The sequence below is a fragment of the Allokutzneria oryzae genome, assembly GCF_042429765.1.
Lineage (GTDB): Bacteria > Actinomycetota > Actinomycetes > Mycobacteriales > Pseudonocardiaceae > Allokutzneria > Allokutzneria oryzae.
Map to the genome: position 1 here is coordinate 43,861 of NZ_JBHLZU010000024.1, position 19,403 is coordinate 63,263.

Sequence of the window (19,403 nt, forward strand, 5' to 3'; positions counted from 1 at the left end):
CAATGCGATGCGCGAACGCACAAGACGCAGAAGCCGAATCATGTTCAGCAATGCGCCGTCCGCGAGACGAGCAGCGCGAGAAGACCGGATATCCAGCCGGGACGCGGCGAGCGCCAACAGTCGACACAGGGCGAACACCAACAGGAAGCCGATGAGCGGTGCGCGGGGCGGCCGGAGCTGGCAGGTCGGCGAGTCGTTTGAGGTCGCGGAGGCGCCAGTCCCCCACCGAGGTGGAGCGGAGTCCGGCGCCGGTGCCGAAGCGGCGGCCGTCCATCCGCATCGCGGCGCTTTACTTGTGCCACAACGGAATCCCACAGACTGTTCGGAGCCGTGATCACGTGTCCGGGAAAGGATTGGACGGAGTGGTGCTCGCGCTTGTAGCTTGCAGCGGACCGCGACACCGCCCGAGGAGGTGAGACCCATGAACGCTGTATCGATGTGGGAGCTCCCCTTCCCGTCACGGTCGGGCGATTGACGTAGGTGTCGCCGGGAGCGCCTCGACAACAGGGCACTCCCGGAAGGCAACACCTATGAACTCTCCTCAGTTCACCGCCGAGCCGTCGAACGACACGGTCGAGCACGGCATCACCGTGGGCGACGTCCCCGGACTCCGCTCGCCGGCCTCCGACGCTGGTCGCGCGCCCCTCAACTTCGACGTGATCATTGCCGGGTGCGGGCCGACTGGCGCGGTACTGGGCGCCGAACTGCGGCTGCACGATGTGCGGGTACTCGTTCTGGAGAAGGAAACCGAGCCCGTATCGTTCGTCCGCGTAGTCGGTTTGCATATTCGCAGCCTTGAGCTGCTGGCAATGCGCGGACTACTGGATCGCGTTCTCGAACACGGAAGACAGCGTCCGGCCGGCGGATTCTTCGCCGCCATCAGCAAACCCGCGCCCAAGGACCTGGATTCCGCGCACGCCTACCTGCTGGGCATCCCGCAGCCGGTCATCGTTCACCTCCTCGAAGACCATGCGATCCAACTTGGTGCGCAGATCCGGCGCGGTTGTGCGGTGGCCGGTTTCGAGCAGGACGACGAGGGTGTGACTGTCGAGCTGGCCGACGGCGAACAACTGCGTTCGCGCTATCTCGTCGGCTGTGACGGCGGGCGCAGCACGGTGCGCGAACTGCTCGGCGTCGGCTTCCCCGGCGAGCCCTCGCGGACCGAGACGCTGATGGGCGAGATGGAAGTGGGTGTGCCGCAGGAGGAGATCGCCGCCAAGGTGACCGAAATCCGCGAGACCCACAAGCGACTCTGGCTCAGGCCCTTCGGCGAAGGGGTCTACAGCGTCGTCGTTCCCGCCGCGGGAGTCAGCGACCGCGCGGAACCGCCCACCCTCGAGGATTTCAGACAACAGCTGCGCACCATCGCCGGAACCGATTTCGGCGTGCACTCCCCGCGCTGGTTGTCCCGCTTCGGAGATGCCACCCGGCTAGCCGAACGCTATCGGGTCGGCCGGGTACTGCTGGCCGGCGACGCGGCACACATCCACCCGCCCACCGGCGGGCAGGGCCTCAACCTGGGCGTTCAAGACGCGTTCAACCTCGGCTGGAAACTGGCCGCGCAGATCCGCGGCTGGGCGCCGGAAACACTGCTGGACACCTACCAGACCGAACGTCATCCAGTCGCCGAGGACGTGCTGGACAACACCCGCGCCCAGATGGAACTGCACTCCACCGAACCGGGTCCGCAGGCCGTGCGCAGGCTGCTCACCGAACTGATGGACTTCGACGAGGTGAACCGCTACCTGATCGAGAAGATCACCGCGATCGGCATCCGCTACGACTTCGGCGAAGGCCCCGACCTGCTCGGCCGCCGCCTGCGCGACATCGACGTGGAACAGGGCCGCCTCTACGGTCTGCTGCACCGCGGCCGCGGCCTGCTGCTGGACCGCACCGAACGCCTGACCGCCGGCGGTTGGTCAGACCGGGTCGACCACCTCGCGGACCCCACCGCGGAACTGGATGTACCGTGCGTCCTGCTGCGCCCCGACGGCCACGTCGCCTGGGTCGGCGACGACCAGCAGGACCTGGACGACCACCTCTCCCGCTGGTTCGGCGAGCCCGCCACCGGATGAGGTGCCGGTTGTCCTGGGTGTTCCGCTCTCAGCGCGCCCAGTCTGGGATCCACACGTCGTCGCCGGACGTCTTCTCGTACCTGGTCTGGAGGTGCTCAAGGAAGTTCGCGAGGACGGGGTGGGGGTTGTCCGCTCGCCAGATCACCGACATCGGGTAGACCGGGGTCGGGCTGACGACAGGGATTCGGCGGAGGTCGTAGCTCTCCGGCCAGAGGTACCGCGAGCCCTCGCCGACGAAGGTGGCGAGCTGGGTTGAGTCGGCGATTTCGGCGAGGAGGGCGTCGACGCCGAAGCTCGGACCGATCGTGTCGATGGTGAGTCCGAACGCCTTCGCCAGATCCTCGTAGTAGCCAACCGGCTCGGCGTCGGACATGCCGGGCATCCAGACGGGGTGATCGGCGAGCTCGGCCAGCGTCACGGTCTTGGCCTTCGCCAACGGGTGCCGTGGGCCGACCAGCAGTTCATGCCGGTCATCGATGACACGCGCTGAGCGCAGTCCGCTCGGAACCTTGCCGGCGAAGTCCCGCAGGGACCTGAAGGTGGCGTCAAGGGTGCCGGCACCGACCTCGGCCAGCGCCGACGCGGCCTCGACGCCGGTCAAGGTGACGACATCCAGCTCGATGTCAGGGTGTTGCTGGTAGAAGGCGTGAAGGATGTTGGAGGGTGCGATCCGGCGGCCGACGACGTCGACCCGAAGGGCCCTGCGCCCCGGCGTCACGGCCGCCGTCGCGCGCTCGGCGGCGCGGAGAAGCTCACGCGCATGGGGCAGCAGTGCCTGCCCGTCGATGGAAAGCCTGGCACCCCTGGCGGTCCGCGCGAAAAGCCGCACGCCGAGTTCCCGCTCCAGGGTGGCTACTCGTTTCGACGCTGCCTGCTGGGTGATGCCCAGATCGTCGGCAGCGGCTTGGAACTGGCCGGTCTCGGCAACGGCGACGAAGGTGCGAACCGCATCGAGATCCATGAGGCAGAACCTACTCCCACAACGATGAGTTGTGCCGTGCCATGCGATCTGTTGTTGGTGCCAGCGCCCATTCACCCGCTTCAATCCCGCTGACAACAGAGGGTTGTCCATGACGGGTGACGGAGAGAAGCAAGTGCCGAATGTGCTGCGGAGGGCGAGCCTGGGCCGGTCGTTCGGGTGGTTGTGGGCCGCCTACGCGGTCAGCGCCTACGGGACCGGATTCGGGTTCGGCGCGTTGCCGCTGATCGCCGTGCTGGTGTTGCACGCCAGCCCGGCCGAGGTCTCCGCGCTGTCCGCTGTGGGGCCGGCAGTGGGCGCGCTGATCGCGTTGCCGCTCGGGCCGTGGGTGGAGTTCCACCGCAAACGCCCGGTCATGATCGCGATGGACCTCGCCCGGTTCGCGGCCATGATGACGATCCCGGTCGCCTACGCCTTCGCCTGGCTCAGTTTCGCCCAGTTGCTGGTCGTCTCGGCTGTGGCCGCCACGGCCAAGATCGCCTTCAACGCGGCCAGCGGCGCCTACCTCAAAACTCTTGTCCGGCCGGATGACCTGCTCGTGGCGAATGCCCGGTTCGAGTCCACGACGTGGAGCTCCACCGCACTCGGCCCGCCGCTGGGCGGGGCGGCGACCAGTCTGTTCGGACCGGTCACCACCGTGGTGGCCGACGCGCTCAGCTACCTGTTCTCCGCGTTGGGGATCACCGCGATCCGCGGCCGAGAAGAACGTCCGCGACGGATCGGTGGCGGCCGTGTCAGCACCAGCGACCTGCTCGAGGGCTGGCGGCACATCCTGGCCCACCCCGGCCTGCGAGCGCTGTTCGTGAACACCCTGCTGGTCAACGGACTGATCATGGCAGCCGAACCGCTGGTGGCCGTGCTCATGCTCGGCCAGCTCGGATTCCCACCCTGGCAGTACGGCCTCGCCTTCGCCGTCCCCTGCGTGGGCGGGCTCGTCGGTTCGCGCATGGCCCGCCGCGTCGTGGCCCGGTACGGCCGGCACCGGGTCCTCCGCACCGCCGGTGCGCTGCGCGCGGTCTGGCTGATCGGCCTCGCCCTCATCCAGCCCGGTGCCGCCGGCCTCGCGATCGTGATGGCCGTCGAGCTCGCGATCATCATCAGCGCGAGCCTGTTCAACCCCGTGGTCGCCACCTACCGGCTCGAACACACCCCCCGAGCCCGCACCGCCCGCACCCTGTCCGCCTGGTCCATCAGCAGCAGCGCCTCCATCGCCATCTTCACCGCCCTCGCCGGCCTGCTCGCCGAAGCCACCAGCCCACGCACCGCTCTCACTGTCGCAGGCCTCCTCATCCTGGCCACCCCGCTCCTGCTCCCCCGGCACGACCGCACACCCCAACACGACGGCGTCGATCAGGCGTCACCAGCAAGGAGAACACTCGCGTGAGCACTGCCCCTGCGCTCGACCCCGCGCACACCGCCCTGCTCGTCATGGACTGCCAGCCCGCGATCCTCGCCCTTCTGCCCGAAGGCGGAGCCCTGCTGGACCGCGTGGAAGCAGCCATCGCCGACGTCCGCGCCAGCGGCGGCACCGTCGCCTATGTCCGCGTCGGCTTCACCGAGACCGACTGGGACGCGATCCCGGCCACCAACAAGTCCTTCGCCCCGGTCGCCCAGCACCGCCTCATGCACCACGAGGACCCCGCCTTCGCCATCCACGAACGCCTGGCGCCCCAGGAGGGCGACATCACGGTCCGCAAGATCCGCTACGGCGGCATGTCCACCACCGACCTCGACCAGCGGCTGCGCGAACGCGGCATCACCACTCTGGTCGTCTCCGGCGTCAGCACCAGCGGCGTCGTCCTGTCGACCGTCCTCGACGCGGCCGACCGCGACTACCTGCTCCACGTCCTGTCCGACGGCGTCGCCGACCCGGACGCCGAAGCCCACAACGTCCTGCTCCAGCACGTCTTTCCCACACGGGCCACCGTCATCGACACCGCCCAGTTGCGCGCCCTGCTGCGGGCTGACTGACTCGAGACAAGAACCTACGCATGCTTGTAGCTCCCGCATGCGATTGATGTGTGCCGATCTCTGGGTCGCCCACCGCGGAAGAGAGCGCCCGGCAGGTTCGCTGTCTTGGACACCGAGTCCGCGCGGTCAGTTCACGGCCGAGGCGCGTTCGAGCGCAGCTCGGCCAGAAGGGGCAGCCACCTCTGCTCGGTGCGGGGCAGGGCTGGGGCACGCTCGATGCACCAGGTCCTGCTCGAACCTGAACTCGTCCACGGATGGGCCTCCAGTAGCTAGCGCCCGCCGACAAGCGAGCACCGACCGACCTTGGCGGGCGATGGTTGCGCAGGAGGCCCGTCGGGGGGATCAGCGGGGAGGAGGGGTGAACTGGGCCAGGTCGTAGATGCCCAGGGCCCTTTCGATGTCGGCGACCTCGTCGACGATGCGGGTGAAGCCCTTGGTGCCGAACCGGCGCTCCTCTTCGTCTTCGAAGACCTCGCCGAGCTCATTGAACTCCTTGGCCGGGACGACGTCGCGGAAGACAGGGAAGACAACGGTGTCCTCTCGGGCTTCGTGTGCTTCGTACATGCGGATGAACGCAGCCATGTCGCCGGTCAGCCGACGGCGGCTCGATGCCGTGGTCGAGGCGTAAGGGGCGGCGAGGATGCGGTCGGTCAGGGCTCGGCCGCGCTGGTGCTGCAGGAGCAGGATCGAAACGGTCCTGGAGAGTTTTCCGGCTTGTAGTAGCCGGGGAAACACATACCGTTCTTCCAGGCGTTCGTGGTAGTCCTCGATGAAGCTGCGGATGATTCCCGCGGCGGCGTGGATTTCTGGACCGGGCACGGTCCCGCCCCGTTCGATCCGGTGGATGACCTCGCGGTAGACCAGCAGCACCCGCTTGAGCACTCCGTGCTCGCGCATGAGGTCTTCTGGTGGGGTGACCGGCACCTTGACCACTGGTGGCGCGGCGGATGCCTGGGCCGAGTGGGCTGCGGTGAGGAGCGTGGCGCTTGCAGCAGCCCCGGACAACCGCAGCATGCGGCGCCGGGCCACTCGGGATTGGTCAGCGTTCGTCATAAGCCCTCACTTCATGCGTCCGCGCATCACTTTTATGCCAGTAACGCCGCGACTTTGACCAGCACTCATTGTCCTCTTTGAGACTGACGGAAAGCTGGAACAGAGACCTGCCAGAATACAGATAACAAACACTGGTTCACCGTCGGTTCACGATAGTGAAGTCAGGTCGCGAACACGCCGCCGTGCCTCGGACAGAGGCGCCAGCCGCATTAGCCGGAACAGATCCGAAGAACGCCACCCCACCCAGAGCCACCGAGGCAAGCGGTGGCGACCTGATTCAGTTGCGAAGCGAGACACCTGAGCACTACCGCCGCTGAGCCGTCCGTCGGCGGCGTGTTCGGCAGGCTCCACCTCGGCTGCTCGGAGCAGCCCGGCGGGCAACCGGCGGCGCAGTGCGACATCAGCGGAGGTCTCAGTCAGCAGGCCAGGGTCAGCAGCTTCCGCCTCGCCGGGGAGCCGCCGAGGGCTCGCGGGATGAAGCAGAGCAACCGCTTCCGGGAGCAGACCAAGGGCAAGGACGGCAAGGACCCGTGCAAGCTCCAGATCCAGGTGTACGACTTCTGTCGGCGCCAGCCGCGTCTCCGAGCGCGATCTGGAGCAGGCACAGAACACCTCCCTGTGCCGACGAGGCGACATCTGATCCAGCACTGGGGGCACGACGAGGGCTTCTTCACCGACTCGCGCTTCCCCGGGAGGCCGCCAAGGACGTGGTCGTCAGGGTCGCCGAAGTACTGACTACTTCAGCTTGAACGTCCCCACGAAGGCCTCGCAGCCGGTCTCGACCGCTTTGGCCAGCTCCTTGTTGGAATCGATCCAACGGCACCGGACGACGGCCGCCCGTCCTTGGACGTCCTTGTTCGGGATGTAGTAGACGCGCTGCTCGACGTTCACTTTCGGATCCCGGGGCGACTTCGCCGGCCCGACGGTCTGCACAACCGATTCCCGGCCGTCGATCGCCTGCCGCGCGTACTTCGTCGGCGGAAGGTCCTTCGCAATGACCTTGGGATTCCGCAGCTCGTGCTCGATGGCGTTGGCATCCCCCTTGTGCAGGGCGTCCGCGCCGATCGTGATGTAGTTCTGGTTGTCCTGCGGACTGGCCTCCGGCGTGAGCACCGCGTGGTAGCTCCCCGCCCAGGAAAGCGACTTCGTCGCGTTGAGCAGACCGGTCGGCACAGTGGCCGTGTAGAACTTGCCTTCCGGGTCGGCCACGGCGTTCGCGGGCAGCGACGTGGTGGGCGCGGTCGTCGGCGCCGCCGCGGAGGTCGGCACGGCTTCCGAAGTCGGCGCGGGGGTAGCGACACCGTTCACGCTCACCCCGCAACCGCTGGCCGCCACGGCGAAGGCTGCGGTGAAACCGGAAAGGAAGATGACCGAACGCCTCATTGCGCCATCGTCGCACACACGGCCGCCCCATTCTCACCGAACCATCCATGCGGGAGTTCCTCACAGTCGGTTTCAAGCAGGGATGAAACCGCCCGACACGATGCAGGACATCAGCACCGGCAGCAGCGCGTCGGCGACGCCGGTGGTCCAGTGCGCCGAAGGGCCTTCGAGCACTGGCCCGTCAGATATGACACACATGCCACGAAACTGAATCCAAGGGGCGAATTTCACGCTTTCCCTCCAAGGCACCCTCACCGACAACTCGGGAAGTTCCAATTACGCGACAGCCGGACACGTAGGATGTGCCCCTTGAAGCTTACTTGCACCTGGTGTTTCATAGCGAGGAGATGTTGTGAGGCACGATGATCGACCGGGCAACGTTGACGGCCGAGATGACCCCGAAGAGTGGGTCGTGCGCGAATGGGAAGGCGATGAGATCCCTGTTCGCGCGGGTGGATTCCTGGACAACATGATCAGCGGTCCGGATGATAACTCATACGAGAAGCAGCTCGAGCGCGGCACGATGAGCTGGAGCCTTGGGGACCTCGGTGACATATTGTGGATGATGGTTCCTGAACTTCGTCCGGTAATATCCGAACTGGCTCGCGAGGAATTTGAGAAGGCGATCACGTACAACCGGTATCTACACGAACTGAGTCGTGCTGAACTATGCGATGCCGTATCCGCGATCCTCCTGCGCTCATTGCGAGACCTGCCGGTGTGGCGCGATACAGCGGTCCGATGCCTGACAGCGATGCGCCGGGTCATCAAGGACACCGGGGACGATTACCGAGATACTTTCGCGAATGAGATCATGAATCCTGTCACCTTTGCTGGACTGTGGCCGGCCCTGGCTGAGCTGGATCCGGAGCTCATTGACGTGATGCGCGAGCGACCGGAATGGCGCGGTGCCCTTGAGTTCTGCGAGAACTTTGGCCACCGGCAGTGAAAGATCGTGTTGTTGCACTCGTCGGAAGCGGCGCGGCGCACACCGAAAGTCCTCGCGGATCTCCGCAGGTCCGGTCGCGAGGTTGCCCGGCGGAAACGCCAGCACAGCGTTCGGCTCGTACAACGTCACCAGCCCGTCGACGTCGCCCGCGTTGCCACGTTCGATGAAGTACCTGCCCAGGTCGTTCGGCTCAGCTCCTCGGTGCGGCGCCGACCAGGAAGTCCACATCGGACACGCGCTCGACGGGCCGCCCCCGGCGACACGCCTTCCGGCTGGGGGTAGCACATCGAGCCGAACTCGGTCGGCTCCAGCACGTCCAGGTCGGGATGCGCGTCGCTCCACAGCACCGTCAGCTCGTCGCCGCAACGGGCGCGCCGCAGCGAACGGGGCGAGGTTGACACCGCAGTCCCCGCCGACGACCACGAAGTCGTCCTTGCCCGCCAACGCATTTCTGACCAGCCGGCGCACGTCGGCATCGTGATCCCCCGCGTCTCGCGCACCGACAGCGTGAGGCGCGTGCCGCACGGGGACCAAGCTCCGCCACTCGACGCGCGCCGGCTATGAGACGCGGCGACGTTGGTGTCAGCTCGGACCGATGCGCGTCACCAGGCCCCAGTGGTCGGAGCGGTGGCTCTCGAACTTCGCGCTGCCGTGCGTCGCAACCCCGCGCACCAGGACGTAGTCGATCCGCTTGCGGCCCGCGAGGTACTCCGGGAACTGGATGTTGCTCGTCACGCCGAACTCCTTGCCGATGTCGGCGTAGCCGTAGCGGTCCATGAACGAGCGCACCGCCGCGACGGTGAGCGGGGAGCCGTCCTCGCCCTTGCCGTCGATCACCAGGTTGAAGTCGCCGGTGACGATGACGGGGTTGCGCCGGGACTCGGTCCTGGTCTGGAGCAACGCCACGTCCTCGGCTCGGGCCTCGTCGGTCGCGTCCTTGGCGCGCGCCAGGTGGGTGTTGTAGACGTCGACGATCCCGTGCCGCTCCGTGGTGATCTCGGTGCCGAGGAAGGAGCGCTTGCCGGACTTGAGCAGGATGCCCTGGTCCTGCTCGTTGTCCGAGGACGGGACGTCGTCGACGGTGAGCGGGCGCTGCGCCACGACGCCGTCACCGATCTGCACCAGCTGCGCGTTGCCCGAGGAAACCCCTTGGTAGACGGGCGGTTCGTGCTCGCGCTCGCCCCGGAAGTAGTCGTTCTTGCCCGATCCGGCCCAGTTCAGCAGCCACTCCCGGCCGGTGCGCCGCTTCAGGATGCTCGCCACCTCCTGCGCCGCGGGCTTGGCCATCTCCTGGAGGTTGGCGATGTCGCCGTCCTGCCGCAGGATGTCGTCGGCCAGCTTCTCCAGGTCCTCGGTCTTGGCGTTGGTCCCGCGTGACTCACCGTCGCCCATCTTGAAACCCATGGCGGCGTTGAGGTTCACCAGGGTGACGGTGCCGTCGGAGCTCGGCGGCGGGGGCGGTGACGGCGGCGTCCACAGCTTCCTGACGTTGGTGGCCACCGACGACCGGTGATCGCCGTTCACCAGGGTGATCCGCTGCTTGTCGGAGCCGGTGCCCGTGCCTCCGGAGAGCTCGACGCTGCCCCCGCCCAGGGCGCGCTGCGAGGACAGGCCGCGCTCGTCGACGGACTTCCACTGCTTGCCGTCGAAGCGCCACTGCGTGTTCGGGGTGTGGTTGGTGCAGGAACCGGTCATGTTGTCGCAGGACCACACGCGCGCGCTCACCCCGAGCGTGCCGTCCCAGGCCCACCACAGGTTCTCCTGGCTGATGCTCGCCTGCGCGTTGGTGGTCCGCGCGCGCAGGTGCCCGTTGTCGCCGACGACCTGCTGGGCGGGGTTCACCGGGTCGATCAGCACCACGGTCCCGACGCCGTTGCTCGCCCCGCTGCTGCTCAGCGCGACGTAGGCGAACATCGGCGCGCCGTTCCAGCTACGCGGCGTGTAGACGGTGTCCTGGGGCAGCCCGGCATCACGGCTGGTGCCGACCTTCGTCGCGGCCCCGGTCGCGGGATCGACGACCACCACGTCGGTGTCCGGCCGCGCGCCGTCCGCGGTGATCTGGAAGGTCACCAGCCGGTCCCCCGCCCCGGCCACCGTCAGCATGCCCTTCGCGTTGGGCTGCAACGGCTTGAGCTTGCCCTTGGGCACCAAGGTCGCCACGTCGTAGACGGACAGGTCGGTGCCGCTGTAGCTGCTGAGCACGTAGACCGATCCGGCGGCAATGGCGAGCTTGTCGCAGGTGCAGTTCACCTCGACGGCAGCTCCGCTGGCGGCGTCCACCGAGACCAGCTTCTTGCTCGTGGCGAAGACGAAGCGGGAGCCGTCCGGGGTCCACTCGGCGGAGACGACGGAGGAGGACCTCCCGCCGAGCGACAGGTCGGCCACTGTGGACTCACCCCGGGCCACGCGGACGCTGCCGGCTGTCTCGTAGGCGAAGGCCGCCGGTCCGGCCGCGCGGGACGGCTGGTCCGGCGGTGGCGGCTCCTCCTGGCAGCCGACCAGGGCCGATGCGATCACGACGACGACAGCTGCGAGTTTCCCTGCGCGCACCACGGCAATGTATCCGGCCCCGGTCGCGCCGTCCTGAGAAAGGGGGAGTCAAGGGCACTGAGGTGGTACTGCGGGAATGCGAACACTGATCATCGCAGCCGGGTCGATGGGCGATGTCGCGCCCTTCACCGGCCTCGGCACGCGACTGCGCCGAGGACGCCCAGCGCTGGCAACGCGGCGACGGGGGTGTGCGCGACTCGATCCGGCTGCTCAAGCTGACCACCGAGCTCACCAGGGGATCATCGACGCGGCCCGCGCGGGCGTCGGCATGGTGCTGTTCTCGCAGATGGCGGTGATCGGCGGCTACCACGTCGCCGAGGCGCTGAAGATCCCCAGCATCGGTACCTACCTGGTCCCGTCGCCCATCGGCATCCCCGACCTCGGCGGGCTCGGCAACCGGCTGGCCGGGAAGCTCCTGCTCGGCCTGCCGCCGATGTCGGTCGCGCAGATGTTCCGCCACCACGAGGCGAGGGCTGGCGGGTGCTGCACGGCTACAGCCCCTCGCCTCGGGGCCGCCGCCGGTCTTCGTCGGCTTCGGCAGCCTGGCCCAGGGCGATGCCGAGCGGCTGAGCGGCCTGGTGCGCACGTCCCTGCGCACGACTGGCTGTTCCCGCGGATGGCCGCGATCGTGCACCACTGCGGCCGCGCTGCGCTCAGGTGTGCCCGCCGTGCCGGTGCCGGTCGCGGGCGACCAGCCGTTCCGGGCCTCCCGGCTCGCCGGACGTGCTCGCCGCCATCGGGCCGGGGTCGGTGTCGGCATCGTCGCGGGCAAGACCGTCGAGGCCATGGCGAGGCCGCCGGAGATGGCGGGCCAGCTGCGCACCACCGTGATCCTGGGCATCGCCTTCAGCGAGGCGCTCGGCCTGCTGGGCTTGGTCGCGGGTCTGATGTTCGGCGGTATCCGAACGGGCTGAGCACACGGTGTGCGCACACCGGACGGGCGTTGCGGTTGCTCACTCTCGCAACCGTCGCGAGAACTGCACTGAGGACCACCCGTGCCAGCTGATCGAGCCGAGGACGCGCGCTTCACCGAGGCGTGGCGCGCGATGGACCCGGACGCGTTCACCCTGCTGTTCCGTGCGGACGTCCGCCTGGCCCACCCGCTCGAACCGCACACGCGGGGCGTTGACGAGGCGCAGGAGTTCATGCGGCGGACGATGACGCTCAGCCCGGACTGGGGCCGCCTGCACGACACCCGAGACGGCCTACTTCGACCCGCTGGTGGTCATCGGCGCGGTGCTGCGCCGTCCGCGAGCCTGGTTGCCTTGTCTGGCAACACGACTGCGTCGATTTCGGCCCCGGACCGGTGGTCTTGCGAGCTTGCGGGAGCGCCGGTGCTCCTCCGCCAGCGACGATGGCGCGGTGAAGATCAGGACGTGGGTCGGGTTGGTCGCGCTGCTGCTGGGAACGGCGGTTCCCGCGCGGGCGGCTGAGCAGCTGGAGTACGTGGCGCTGGGCGACTCGGCGGCGGCCGGGCCGTGGATCCCGGTCCAGGTCGACCTGCCCTGCAAGCGCTCCGACCACAACTACCCGGCGGTCGTGGCGAAGAGCCTCGGCGCGCGGTTGACCGACGTGAGCTGCTCCGGCGCGGTCACCGCCGACCTGACGAGCCGGGGGCAGAACGCCAAGGCGCCCCAGCTCGACGCGCTGTCGGGCACGACCGGGTTGGTGACGCTGACGATCGGGGCCAACGACTCCGGGCTGTTCGACCGGGCGCTGTCCTGCGTCAACGCGCTGCCCGAGCCGATCGGGGTGTCCTGCGCGGACCGGATCAGGGCGGGCGGTACCGACCCGATCGCCGCCTCGGTCGAGGCGTGGGCGCCCGCGCTCGGCGCCGCGCTTGAGGAGATCCGGCGCCGGGCTCCGAAGGCGAAGGTCCTGGTGACCGGTTACGGGACCTACATCCGGCGCGGCGGCTGCTATCCCGTGCAGCCGGTGTGGGCCCGCGACGCCGACTACCTCCAGGACACGATGGACAGGATCAGCTCGATCGCGCGGGAGCAGGCGAGCGCTCGCGGCATGGGCTTCGTCGACTTCGCCGCCGTGACGGTCGGGCACGACATCTGCGCGGCGCCGTGGGACCGCTACCTCGAAGGCTTGCTCCCGGTGAGCGTCGCGGCCCCGTTGCACCCCAACGCCAAGGGCATGGCCGCCTTCGCCTCGGCCGTCACCGCCGCCGGGTCTCCGAGCTGAACTCGGCCGCGAAAGCGCGGACCATGCTGGTCTCCCCCGCTGTGCGCCACGCGAGGCCCCACTGTGCATCCGGGGCATCGTGGAACGGGACGAAGGCGATGCCCGGCCGCGCGAAGTACTGCTCGGCGTGCGCGGCGAGCGGGCAGATCCCCTCGCCCGCTCCGATGACGAGCAGCAGCTCCTGGAAGGTGCCGAAAGCCCGGCCGCGGGTGATCGGCGTGCCAGCCGGTGTCGTCCACGGCTCGGGCGGCTCGCGCCAGAACGCGGGCGGAGGGTGCGCCGCACGCAGGACGGTGTCGCGGCCGAGGTCCTCCAGCGTCACGAAGTCCCGCCGCACGAAGGGATGGCCGGACGCCACGGCGAGCACCATCGGCTCGGTGTGCACGACGGGGCCGGTGGTGAGGCCGCCTTCGGTCACCGGCAGCAGGACGACCGCCATGTCGGCCTCGCCGGAGCGCAGCGGGCCGAGCGGATCGGGGAACGGCGCCTCGCGGATCTCCACGTCGCACCCGGGGTGCCGGGCTCGAAAAGCGTTGATGCGCAAGGAGCGCAGGTCCGCCACCGCTGGTGCCTCGAAGCTCAGGCGCAGCGTGCCCGTCATGCCGCGCCCCGCCGCGACGGCGCGCTCGAACCCGGCGAGCAGCCGTTCGAAGGCCGGGCGGATGTCGGCCTCCAGCCGCCTGCCGATCGGCGTGAGCGCGACCCGGCGGCTGGTGCGGTCGAACAGCGGCGCCCCGACGCGGCGCTCCATCGCCTTGACCGACTGGCTCACCCTGGCCTGCGACACCCGCAGCCGCTGAGCGGTCCTGCCGAAGTGCAGCTCCTCGGCGAGGGTCAGGAAGACCTCGATGTCCCTGCGTTCCACGCCACCTCCCATCGATAACCCACAGCTTATCGATCGATGCTGACTTCGGCGTTGTTCGCCCTGGTCAGAAGGGTGAGAGTGGGTCCTGTCCGGCCCAGCCCCTCCCTGAGGAGAAACCGATGTCCGAGCCCACTGTCGTCCGCGCCGCCGACGCCGAGGTCCTCTCCGACGCGCCGGGCAGCCTGATCACGCTGCTCGCCGACTCCGACAGCACCGAGAACCGGTTCACCACCAACCGCGCCACGCTCCGCCCCGGCGTCTTCGGCACTCCGGCGCATTTCCACACCCGGGCCACCGAGTTCTTCTTCGTGCTCGACGGCGCGCTCCAGGTGCTCGTCCGAGATGAGCTGCACACGCTGGAGAAGGGCGACTTCCTCGCCGTGCCACCGCACGTCCCGCACGCCTTCGGCCCGGAGAAAGACTCCCATGCCGACGTGCTCGTGGTGTTCACGCCCGGCATGTACCGCTTCGACTACTACCGGCTGCTCGACCGCGTCGCACGTGGCGAGGCCGATCCCAAGGAGATCGCGGAGTCCTCGCAGCACTACGACAACCACTACGTCGACAGTCCACTGTGGCGCCAGGCGCGTGCTGATTCCGCTGTCTGACAAGGCTTTCAGCGTCGCTCCAGTGACGCCCAGGATCCTCCCCTTCGTGCAGCTCGGGCCGATCGCCGCTGCGGCGTCGACCTCGGTTCCGGTCACTGGACCCGAGTCTGGATGTTCCACAGTGGACGGATGGACGGCAGGACACGTGGGACGGGATCGTCTGGCTCGACCGCTCCCGCGACAACGGCAGCCACCGGTCGGGGTCGAAGGGGTCCGGATCGTCGAAAACTCTTGGATCTCGGTGCAGCACAGAGGGACCGAGCACGACCGTGCTGGGTCACGGCCGCGACGAGCGCGCCGCCGTAGCAGCTGCGCAGAGTCGACACCGGGCCGTCCTCCACGAGGAGCACGTCATAGTTCGGGAAGTACCGTTGCGCGGCGTCCCGGTGGAGGTTGGAGATCGGGTCTGGGTGTTCGCTGGTGCTGACGATCTCCATCTGTCGCACGACGGGATCTCAGGCCGTGTCCTGCACCTGGTCACACCACCTCACCACCACCTCACCACCCCCTCGCACCCTCACCCCACGTGCCCCTCCTTTCGCGTTTTGTCACCTTGATGCGATTTGGGAGCGCTCTTTTGCGCAATAAGGTGACAAAACGCGAAAACCTCGGCCACGCCAGCCAGCGGCGCGCGCACGGGGGCACGGGAGTGGTGCCGCCTCGGGGCATCGGGACGACTTGCAGGGCAGGCGCTAGGAGCTGCTTCCCCGGGTTCCGCACCATTTTGGTCTCGGGTGGAGCCGTAAGGCCCCGCGCTGCGTTCAAGTCCCATGACCGTCGAGAAGGACCCGCAGGCACCGCGTTGGGCGGTGTGGGTCGCCCGCGCGATCTCCGTGGTGGTCGTGGTGCCGCTGACCTTGGTGTGGGAGTGGCTCAAAGCCGTCGGACGGGTCGTGGTCATCCGCCCGGCGCGGGCGGTGGGCAGGTTCTTGTCGCGCTGGCTGTTCTCCCCTGTCGGCCGGTTCCTGGCGTGGTTCGTGTTCCGACCGCTGGGCGTCTTCCTGCGGGCCTCGTGGGACCTCCTCGCCCGAGGTCTGCGCGTCGTGGCGTTGCCGCTCGGCCGCCTCCTGCGCAAGGTGCTCCTCGGGATGGGGACGGCGGTCCTCTTCCTCGCCACCGCGTTGCTCGCCCCGGTGGTGTGGGTCGGGAAGTACCTCGTCGTCGTCCCGCTGCGCTGGCTGTGGCGCTTCGTGCTCGCGCCGGGAGCGCGGCTGTTCGGCGCCGCGTGCGTCTGGGCGTACCAGCGCGTCGCACTCCCCTTGTGGCAGTTCCTCCACCGCGTCGTGCTCTCGCCCCTGTGGCGCGGCACCCGCCAAGTGCTGCGCGTGGTGGTCGTCGCACCCGCGCGGTGGGTCCGCGACACGGTGATCACGCCCGTGCGGTTGGCCGGGCGGCGCCTGCGCCTGCACGTGAGCAGCGCGTTCGGCCGCCGCCCCAGCTAAGCCCTGTCTGTTAGATCATGCAGTGAGGCACCGGAGCCAACTCCGGATTGTGGTGATCTCGATCGTGCCGTCGTAGCCGCAGGCTCGGAACTGTTTGAGCTCGTTGAAGCAGCGTTCGGTGTCGAAGGCGGACGGGCGACCACCACTGGAGCCTTTGGCCTTGCGGTTGCGGACCTGGTCAGCGGGATCAGGGATGATTGCCCTGATCCCGCGCTCGCGGGGATAAGACCCCGTTCGTCCGACAGGAATACCCCTTGTCCCCCAGCACTCGCCCGGCCAGGGCCACGGCGACGGACCCGCTCCAGCACCGGGGTGAAGCCGGCGCTGTCATGGCGTTGCCCGGGGGTGGTCAGATGCCGGAGGGGCGGGGCCGCCGGTCCGCCACGAGGTAGATCTTCGTCCAAGATCCGCCGATCGCCTCCCGCCCGATGCCTGTCGGTTCAGCGGTTGCCTTGCGAGCCGGTCTCCCGTGGCCGGTGCCGCCACACCCCGGCTGCGTGCCGATTCACCCGCACACTGGTGGAATCCACTCCGACCGTCCAGTCCTGGCCTGGCCGGTATCGGCGTCAATCCGCGCCGCATCAACGATTCGCGTCCACGTGCCATCGACCGATGCCGACCATAGACGCTCTTCCAGTCGCCATACCGCTCGGACAGTTCCCGCCACGGCGTCCCCGTCCTGGCCCGTCGCCCCCGTACCCCCGTGCACGCGCGAGCCAGCTGGCGTGGCCGGGGTTTTCGCGTTTTGTCACCTTGATGCGCAAAAGAGCGCTCCCATTTCGCATCAAGGTGACAAAACGCGGAAGGAGGGCACGGGGGTGAGGGCGCCAGGGAGTGGTGAGGTGGAGTTACCAGGTGCAGGACACGGGTTAGGGCGGCTCCCGGAACGGCGCTGCCAGGGTCCTGAGCGAAGCAGAACGGTCCAGGTGAGATACGCGCGCCAACCATCTGCCGTTGTTGCACTGGGCCTCCGAACACGGCCGTGATCGAGGAATGCCTCAACATGATCCTGCGTCCAGATGCTGATCCGCTCTACCTAGAGTCCCGGGGTCGTTGAGGTGCGTTGGTCTCGGTGCTGGCCGTAGGGAACGGCGTGGAGGAGGGTGACGTGCAAGGTGGTGCCATTGGGCACCTGGTAGGAGCGTTGGTCTCCAGGTCGGGCGCCGGTCAGGGCCATGCCTAGCGGTGAGGCCGGTGAGTAGACCTCAAGTTCGTCGCGGTCGCCGTCGATGTCGGGGTTCTCGGCGGCACGTAGGCCTAGCAGGAAGGTTTCCTCGTCGGCGGTGTCGTCGTAGCGGATGGTGAGCACCATGCCGGGTTCGGCGATCCCGTCGTTGGGCGGGTCCTGCCCGACGACGGCGTTGGCCAGAATTTCCTGGAGTTTGCGCACGCGGGTGATGCGCGTGCTTGTGGTGTCGATGGCGCTGTTCGTAGCGCTGTCGCCGCTGTTGGTGGGCGAGTCTCCGGGCGCCCCAGGCACGGTTGGTGCGAGTAGCGACGCGAGTTCGGCTTGGAGCCGCTGATGCGCTTCGGGCGTCAGCCAGACACGGTCGGTGCTGGTCATGCTGGTGGATCTCCGTCCTCAATGGTTCCACGTTCGATAGGTAGGTGCCGTCAGGGCGACCAGGCGTTGGCGTCGCCCTGACGGCACACGGTCCGTGGGAGTCGGGTCAGTGCTCACGACTCTCACGAACTTGGGGAATGGCTCAGGGGCCTGGATAACCACTCAGCGCGGAAAGGACCGGGGCGTCGGAGGCTTGAGCAGTGTGTCCATGTCCTTGGCGTAACCCGACGCGACGCGCAGCAGGATGTCGCGTTCGACGCGCAGCAATGTGTTCTCCGCGCGTAGCCACATCAACTCCGATCTTTCCTCCCCGGTGAGCGACACCGACTCCGACACCTTGTCGTCGCTGTTGTCGGGCGGTGGGTCGGTCCTGGAAGTGGGCGGTATGCCGTTGTGGCTGGATGGGTCGATCGTCATGGCTGGTTGCGGCTTTCCCTCTTTCGCGGTGCTCTGCCCCGAGGTGTGCTGCGGCGCGTGGGCTCACCGGAGGGGATCGAGTTCGCGCAGGGCGGTGGGTTGTTTGCCTGTGGTGATCTGCTCGGCGAGCAGTCGGCCGGTGATCGGGCCGTGGGCGAGGCCCCACATGCCGTGACCGCCGGCGACGTAGACGTTGGGGGCGCGCAGGGCGCCGACCAAAGGGCGGCCGTCGGGAGTCACGGGACGAGAGCCGACCCAGACGTCTCGGCGTTCCTCCCAGCGCACACCTTCGAGCAGGGGGCGTGCGGACGTGGTGATGGCGGCGAGCCGGGCCGGGATGCCGGGGGCGTCGGGGTCGCGGAACTCCACGATGCCCGTGACGCGCAGCCGGTCCTGGTACGGGGTGCAGGCGACGCGGATGCCCGGCAGGGAGAACGGCCCGGGCAACGGTTTGTCGACGGGCACGGTGAAGGAGTAGCCGCGGCAGGCACGCACCGGCACCCGGAGGCCCCATTTCCGGGCCAGGTCGGACAGCCACGCGCCGGTGGCCAGCACCGCGACGTCGGCCCGGAGTGCTTGCCCGGTGGCGAGGCGCACGGTGACCCCACCGGTGTCAGGCTGGATGTCGACGACGTCAGGGGTGTGGATCGTGGCGCCGCGGGCGGCGACCGCGCGGCCCAGCGCCTGCACGAAACCGCCCGAGTCGACGTAACGCTGCCCGTCGATCCGCACCCCGGCGGTGAGTGCGGGCGAAGCCAGCGGGACCAGCTCGCGCAGCTCGTCGCCGGTCAGCTCGGTGTGTTCGACAGCCTGCCCAGCGGCAGCGAGCCTGCGCAGCTCGCGAAGGAGGCCTTGCGCCCCTCGGGGGGTTTCGAAGCCGGCGGTGATGGGTGTTTCGATCGCCGGGGCTGTCGCGCAGCCCTTGGTGAGCACGTCGAACGCTTCGATGCACTCGTCGTTGAGCGGCAGGTTGGCCTGCACCGCCCGGGTCCAGCTCGACCATCGGCAGTTGGCGGCGAACCGGGTCAGGAACGACCACAGCCGCGGATTGATGGACGCGGGGACGTGCAGCGACCGCAGGCCATAACGCAGCACGGCCGGTTCGTTGAGCGGGAACGCCAATCCGGGCGCGATCCATCCGGCGTTGCCCCACGCTGCGCCAGCAGCCATCCCGGTGCGGTCCACCACCGTCACCAAGACGCCGCGTTCCTGCAGGAACCAGGAGGTCGACAATCCGACGACGCCAGCGCCGACCACGACCGCGGAGCGTGGTCCCCCGTCCAAGCGTCCGATGCCGACCATGCTCCACCTCCACCCGTTCGTCCTGGACTCGACGCTCAGGATGGCGTGAACA

Annotated in this window: 19 protein-coding genes and 1 pseudogene; 9 read left to right on the top strand and 11 right to left on the bottom strand. The window is 68.5% G+C overall.

The genetic code is table 11. The features are described from left to right. Positions 1 to 530 precede the first annotated feature (530 nt). Positions 531 to 2,075: a rifampin monooxygenase gene (gene rox, locus ACFFQA_RS28035; protein WP_377858632.1), complete on the top strand. Its 1,545-nt coding sequence runs from the start codon at positions 531 to 533 to the stop codon at positions 2,073 to 2,075. Between the two features lie 28 nt (positions 2,076 to 2,103). Here the strand turns inward: rox and ACFFQA_RS28040 are convergent, their stop codons facing one another. Then, positions 2,104 to 3,036, bottom strand: coding sequence for a LysR family transcriptional regulator (locus ACFFQA_RS28040; protein WP_377858783.1), 933 nt, complete (start codon positions 3,034 to 3,036; stop codon positions 2,104 to 2,106). 142 nt (positions 3,037 to 3,178) lie between these two features. On the opposite strand from ACFFQA_RS28040, the gene ACFFQA_RS28045 reads away from it, so the two are divergent. Both ACFFQA_RS28045 and ACFFQA_RS28050 read left to right on the top strand, forming a co-directional pair. After that, entirely contained in the window at positions 3,179 to 4,438 is a 1,260-nt protein-coding gene (locus ACFFQA_RS28045; protein WP_377858785.1) for an MFS transporter, read from the top strand. Beyond that, positions 4,435 to 5,025, top strand: a complete 591-nt coding sequence (locus ACFFQA_RS28050) for a cysteine hydrolase family protein (protein ID WP_377858635.1) — start codon at positions 4,435 to 4,437, stop codon at positions 5,023 to 5,025. The genes ACFFQA_RS28045 and ACFFQA_RS28050 overlap by 4 nt, the downstream gene beginning before the upstream one ends. Positions 5,026 to 5,367: 342 nt before the next feature. On the opposite strand, the gene ACFFQA_RS28055 is transcribed toward ACFFQA_RS28050, so the two are convergent. Beyond that, positions 5,368 to 6,078 (bottom strand): hemerythrin domain-containing protein, encoded by a 711-nt coding sequence (locus ACFFQA_RS28055; protein ID WP_377858637.1) that lies wholly within the window; start codon positions 6,076 to 6,078, stop codon positions 5,368 to 5,370. Between the two features lie 333 nt (positions 6,079 to 6,411). On the opposite strand from ACFFQA_RS28055, the gene ACFFQA_RS28060 reads away from it, so the two are divergent. Continuing rightward, on the top strand, positions 6,412 to 6,813 hold the full coding sequence (locus ACFFQA_RS28060) for a hypothetical protein (protein ID WP_377858639.1): 402 nt from the start codon (positions 6,412 to 6,414) through the stop codon (positions 6,811 to 6,813). Here the strand turns inward: ACFFQA_RS28060 and ACFFQA_RS28065 are convergent, their stop codons facing one another. Both ACFFQA_RS28065 and ACFFQA_RS28070 read right to left on the bottom strand, forming a co-directional pair. After that, positions 6,814 to 7,479, bottom strand: coding sequence for a hypothetical protein (locus ACFFQA_RS28065; RefSeq protein ID WP_377858641.1), 666 nt, complete (start codon positions 7,477 to 7,479; stop codon positions 6,814 to 6,816). Between the two features lie 54 nt (positions 7,480 to 7,533). Continuing rightward, positions 7,534 to 7,659 (bottom strand): hypothetical protein, encoded by a 126-nt coding sequence (locus ACFFQA_RS28070; protein WP_377858644.1) that lies wholly within the window; start codon positions 7,657 to 7,659, stop codon positions 7,534 to 7,536. A 154-nt stretch (positions 7,660 to 7,813) separates the two neighbouring features. Here ACFFQA_RS28070 and ACFFQA_RS28075 point away from each other — a divergent pair, with 154 nt between their 5' ends. Continuing rightward, on the top strand, positions 7,814 to 8,410 hold the full coding sequence (locus ACFFQA_RS28075) for a hypothetical protein (RefSeq protein WP_377858645.1): 597 nt from the start codon (positions 7,814 to 7,816) through the stop codon (positions 8,408 to 8,410). A 582-nt stretch (positions 8,411 to 8,992) separates the two neighbouring features. Here the strand turns inward: ACFFQA_RS28075 and ACFFQA_RS28080 are convergent. Beyond that, positions 8,993 to 10,960, bottom strand: a complete 1,968-nt coding sequence (locus ACFFQA_RS28080) for an endonuclease/exonuclease/phosphatase family protein (RefSeq protein WP_377858648.1) — start codon at positions 10,958 to 10,960, stop codon at positions 8,993 to 8,995. Positions 10,961 to 11,305: 345 nt separating this feature from the next. Then, positions 11,306 to 11,449: a hypothetical protein gene (locus tag ACFFQA_RS28085; RefSeq protein ID WP_377858650.1), complete on the bottom strand. Its 144-nt coding sequence runs from the start codon at positions 11,447 to 11,449 to the stop codon at positions 11,306 to 11,308. Positions 11,450 to 11,628: 179 nt separating this feature from the next. On the opposite strand from ACFFQA_RS28085, the gene atpE reads away from it, so the two are divergent. Then, a complete protein-coding gene (gene atpE, locus ACFFQA_RS28090) occupies positions 11,629 to 11,874 on the top strand; it encodes an ATP synthase F0 subunit C (protein WP_377858652.1) in 246 nt (81 codons plus the stop codon). Positions 11,875 to 12,322: 448 nt separating this feature from the next. Then, positions 12,323 to 13,153 (top strand): SGNH/GDSL hydrolase family protein, encoded by an 831-nt coding sequence (locus ACFFQA_RS28095; protein ID WP_377858655.1) that lies wholly within the window; start codon positions 12,323 to 12,325, stop codon positions 13,151 to 13,153. Here ACFFQA_RS28095 and ACFFQA_RS28100 read toward each other — a convergent pair. After that, on the bottom strand, positions 13,128 to 14,018 hold the full coding sequence (locus tag ACFFQA_RS28100) for a LysR family transcriptional regulator (protein ID WP_377858658.1): 891 nt from the start codon (positions 14,016 to 14,018) through the stop codon (positions 13,128 to 13,130). The two genes, ACFFQA_RS28095 and ACFFQA_RS28100, sit on opposite strands and share 26 nt — an antisense overlap. 119 nt (positions 14,019 to 14,137) lie before the next feature. Between ACFFQA_RS28100 and ACFFQA_RS28105 the strand changes: the two genes are divergently transcribed. After that, positions 14,138 to 14,626, top strand: coding sequence for a cupin domain-containing protein (locus ACFFQA_RS28105; RefSeq protein WP_377858661.1), 489 nt, complete (start codon positions 14,138 to 14,140; stop codon positions 14,624 to 14,626). 187 nt (positions 14,627 to 14,813) lie between these two features. Here ACFFQA_RS28105 and ACFFQA_RS28110 read toward each other — a convergent pair. Beyond that, positions 14,814 to 14,891: pseudogene (locus tag ACFFQA_RS28110) on the bottom strand (cytochrome P450); the annotation flags it as partial. Between the two features lie 505 nt (positions 14,892 to 15,396). Here ACFFQA_RS28110 and ACFFQA_RS28115 point away from each other — a divergent pair. Beyond that, positions 15,397 to 16,068: a hypothetical protein gene (locus ACFFQA_RS28115; RefSeq protein ID WP_377858664.1), complete on the top strand. Its 672-nt coding sequence runs from the start codon at positions 15,397 to 15,399 to the stop codon at positions 16,066 to 16,068. 1,036 nt (positions 16,069 to 17,104) lie between these two features. Here the strand turns inward: ACFFQA_RS28115 and ACFFQA_RS28120 are convergent. The 3 genes from ACFFQA_RS28120 to ACFFQA_RS28130 all read right to left on the bottom strand — a co-directional run bounded on the left by ACFFQA_RS28120 (position 17,105) and on the right by ACFFQA_RS28130 (position 19,351). Continuing rightward, a complete protein-coding gene (locus tag ACFFQA_RS28120) occupies positions 17,105 to 17,632 on the bottom strand; it encodes a GreA/GreB family elongation factor (protein ID WP_377858667.1) in 528 nt (175 codons plus the stop codon). Positions 17,633 to 17,794: 162 nt separating this feature from the next. Then, a complete protein-coding gene (locus tag ACFFQA_RS28125; RefSeq protein ID WP_377858670.1) occupies positions 17,795 to 18,049 on the bottom strand; it encodes a hypothetical protein in 255 nt (84 codons plus the stop codon). Between the two features lie 63 nt (positions 18,050 to 18,112). After that, positions 18,113 to 19,351, bottom strand: coding sequence for an NAD(P)/FAD-dependent oxidoreductase (locus ACFFQA_RS28130; protein WP_377858673.1), 1,239 nt, complete (start codon positions 19,349 to 19,351; stop codon positions 18,113 to 18,115). Between the last annotated feature and the right edge of the window lie 52 nt (positions 19,352 to 19,403).

What these genes read in the sequence shown, in the direction of transcription:
- rox (WP_377858632.1), top strand. Translation starts at nt 531, where the DNA reads ATGAACTCTCCTCAGTTCACCGCCGAGCCGTCGAACGACACGGTCGAG.
- ACFFQA_RS28105 (WP_377858661.1), top strand. Translation starts at nt 14,138, where the DNA reads ATGTCCGAGCCCACTGTCGTCCGCGCCGCCGACGCCGAGGTCCTCTCC.
- ACFFQA_RS28115 (WP_377858664.1), top strand. Translation starts at nt 15,397, where the DNA reads ATGACCGTCGAGAAGGACCCGCAGGCACCGCGTTGGGCGGTGTGGGTC.
- ACFFQA_RS28125 (WP_377858670.1), bottom strand. Translation starts at nt 18,049, where the DNA reads ATGACGATCGACCCATCCAGCCACAACGGCATACCGCCCACTTCCAGG.
- ACFFQA_RS28070 (WP_377858644.1), bottom strand. Translation starts at nt 7,659, where the DNA reads ATGTGTGTCATATCTGACGGGCCAGTGCTCGAAGGCCCTTCGGCGCAC.
- ACFFQA_RS28055 (WP_377858637.1), bottom strand. Translation starts at nt 6,078, where the DNA reads ATGACGAACGCTGACCAATCCCGAGTGGCCCGGCGCCGCATGCTGCGG.
- ACFFQA_RS28040 (WP_377858783.1), bottom strand. Translation starts at nt 3,036, where the DNA reads ATGGATCTCGATGCGGTTCGCACCTTCGTCGCCGTTGCCGAGACCGGC.
- ACFFQA_RS28130 (WP_377858673.1), bottom strand. Translation starts at nt 19,351, where the DNA reads ATGGTCGGCATCGGACGCTTGGACGGGGGACCACGCTCCGCGGTCGTG.
- ACFFQA_RS28120 (WP_377858667.1), bottom strand. Translation starts at nt 17,632, where the DNA reads ATGACCAGCACCGACCGTGTCTGGCTGACGCCCGAAGCGCATCAGCGG.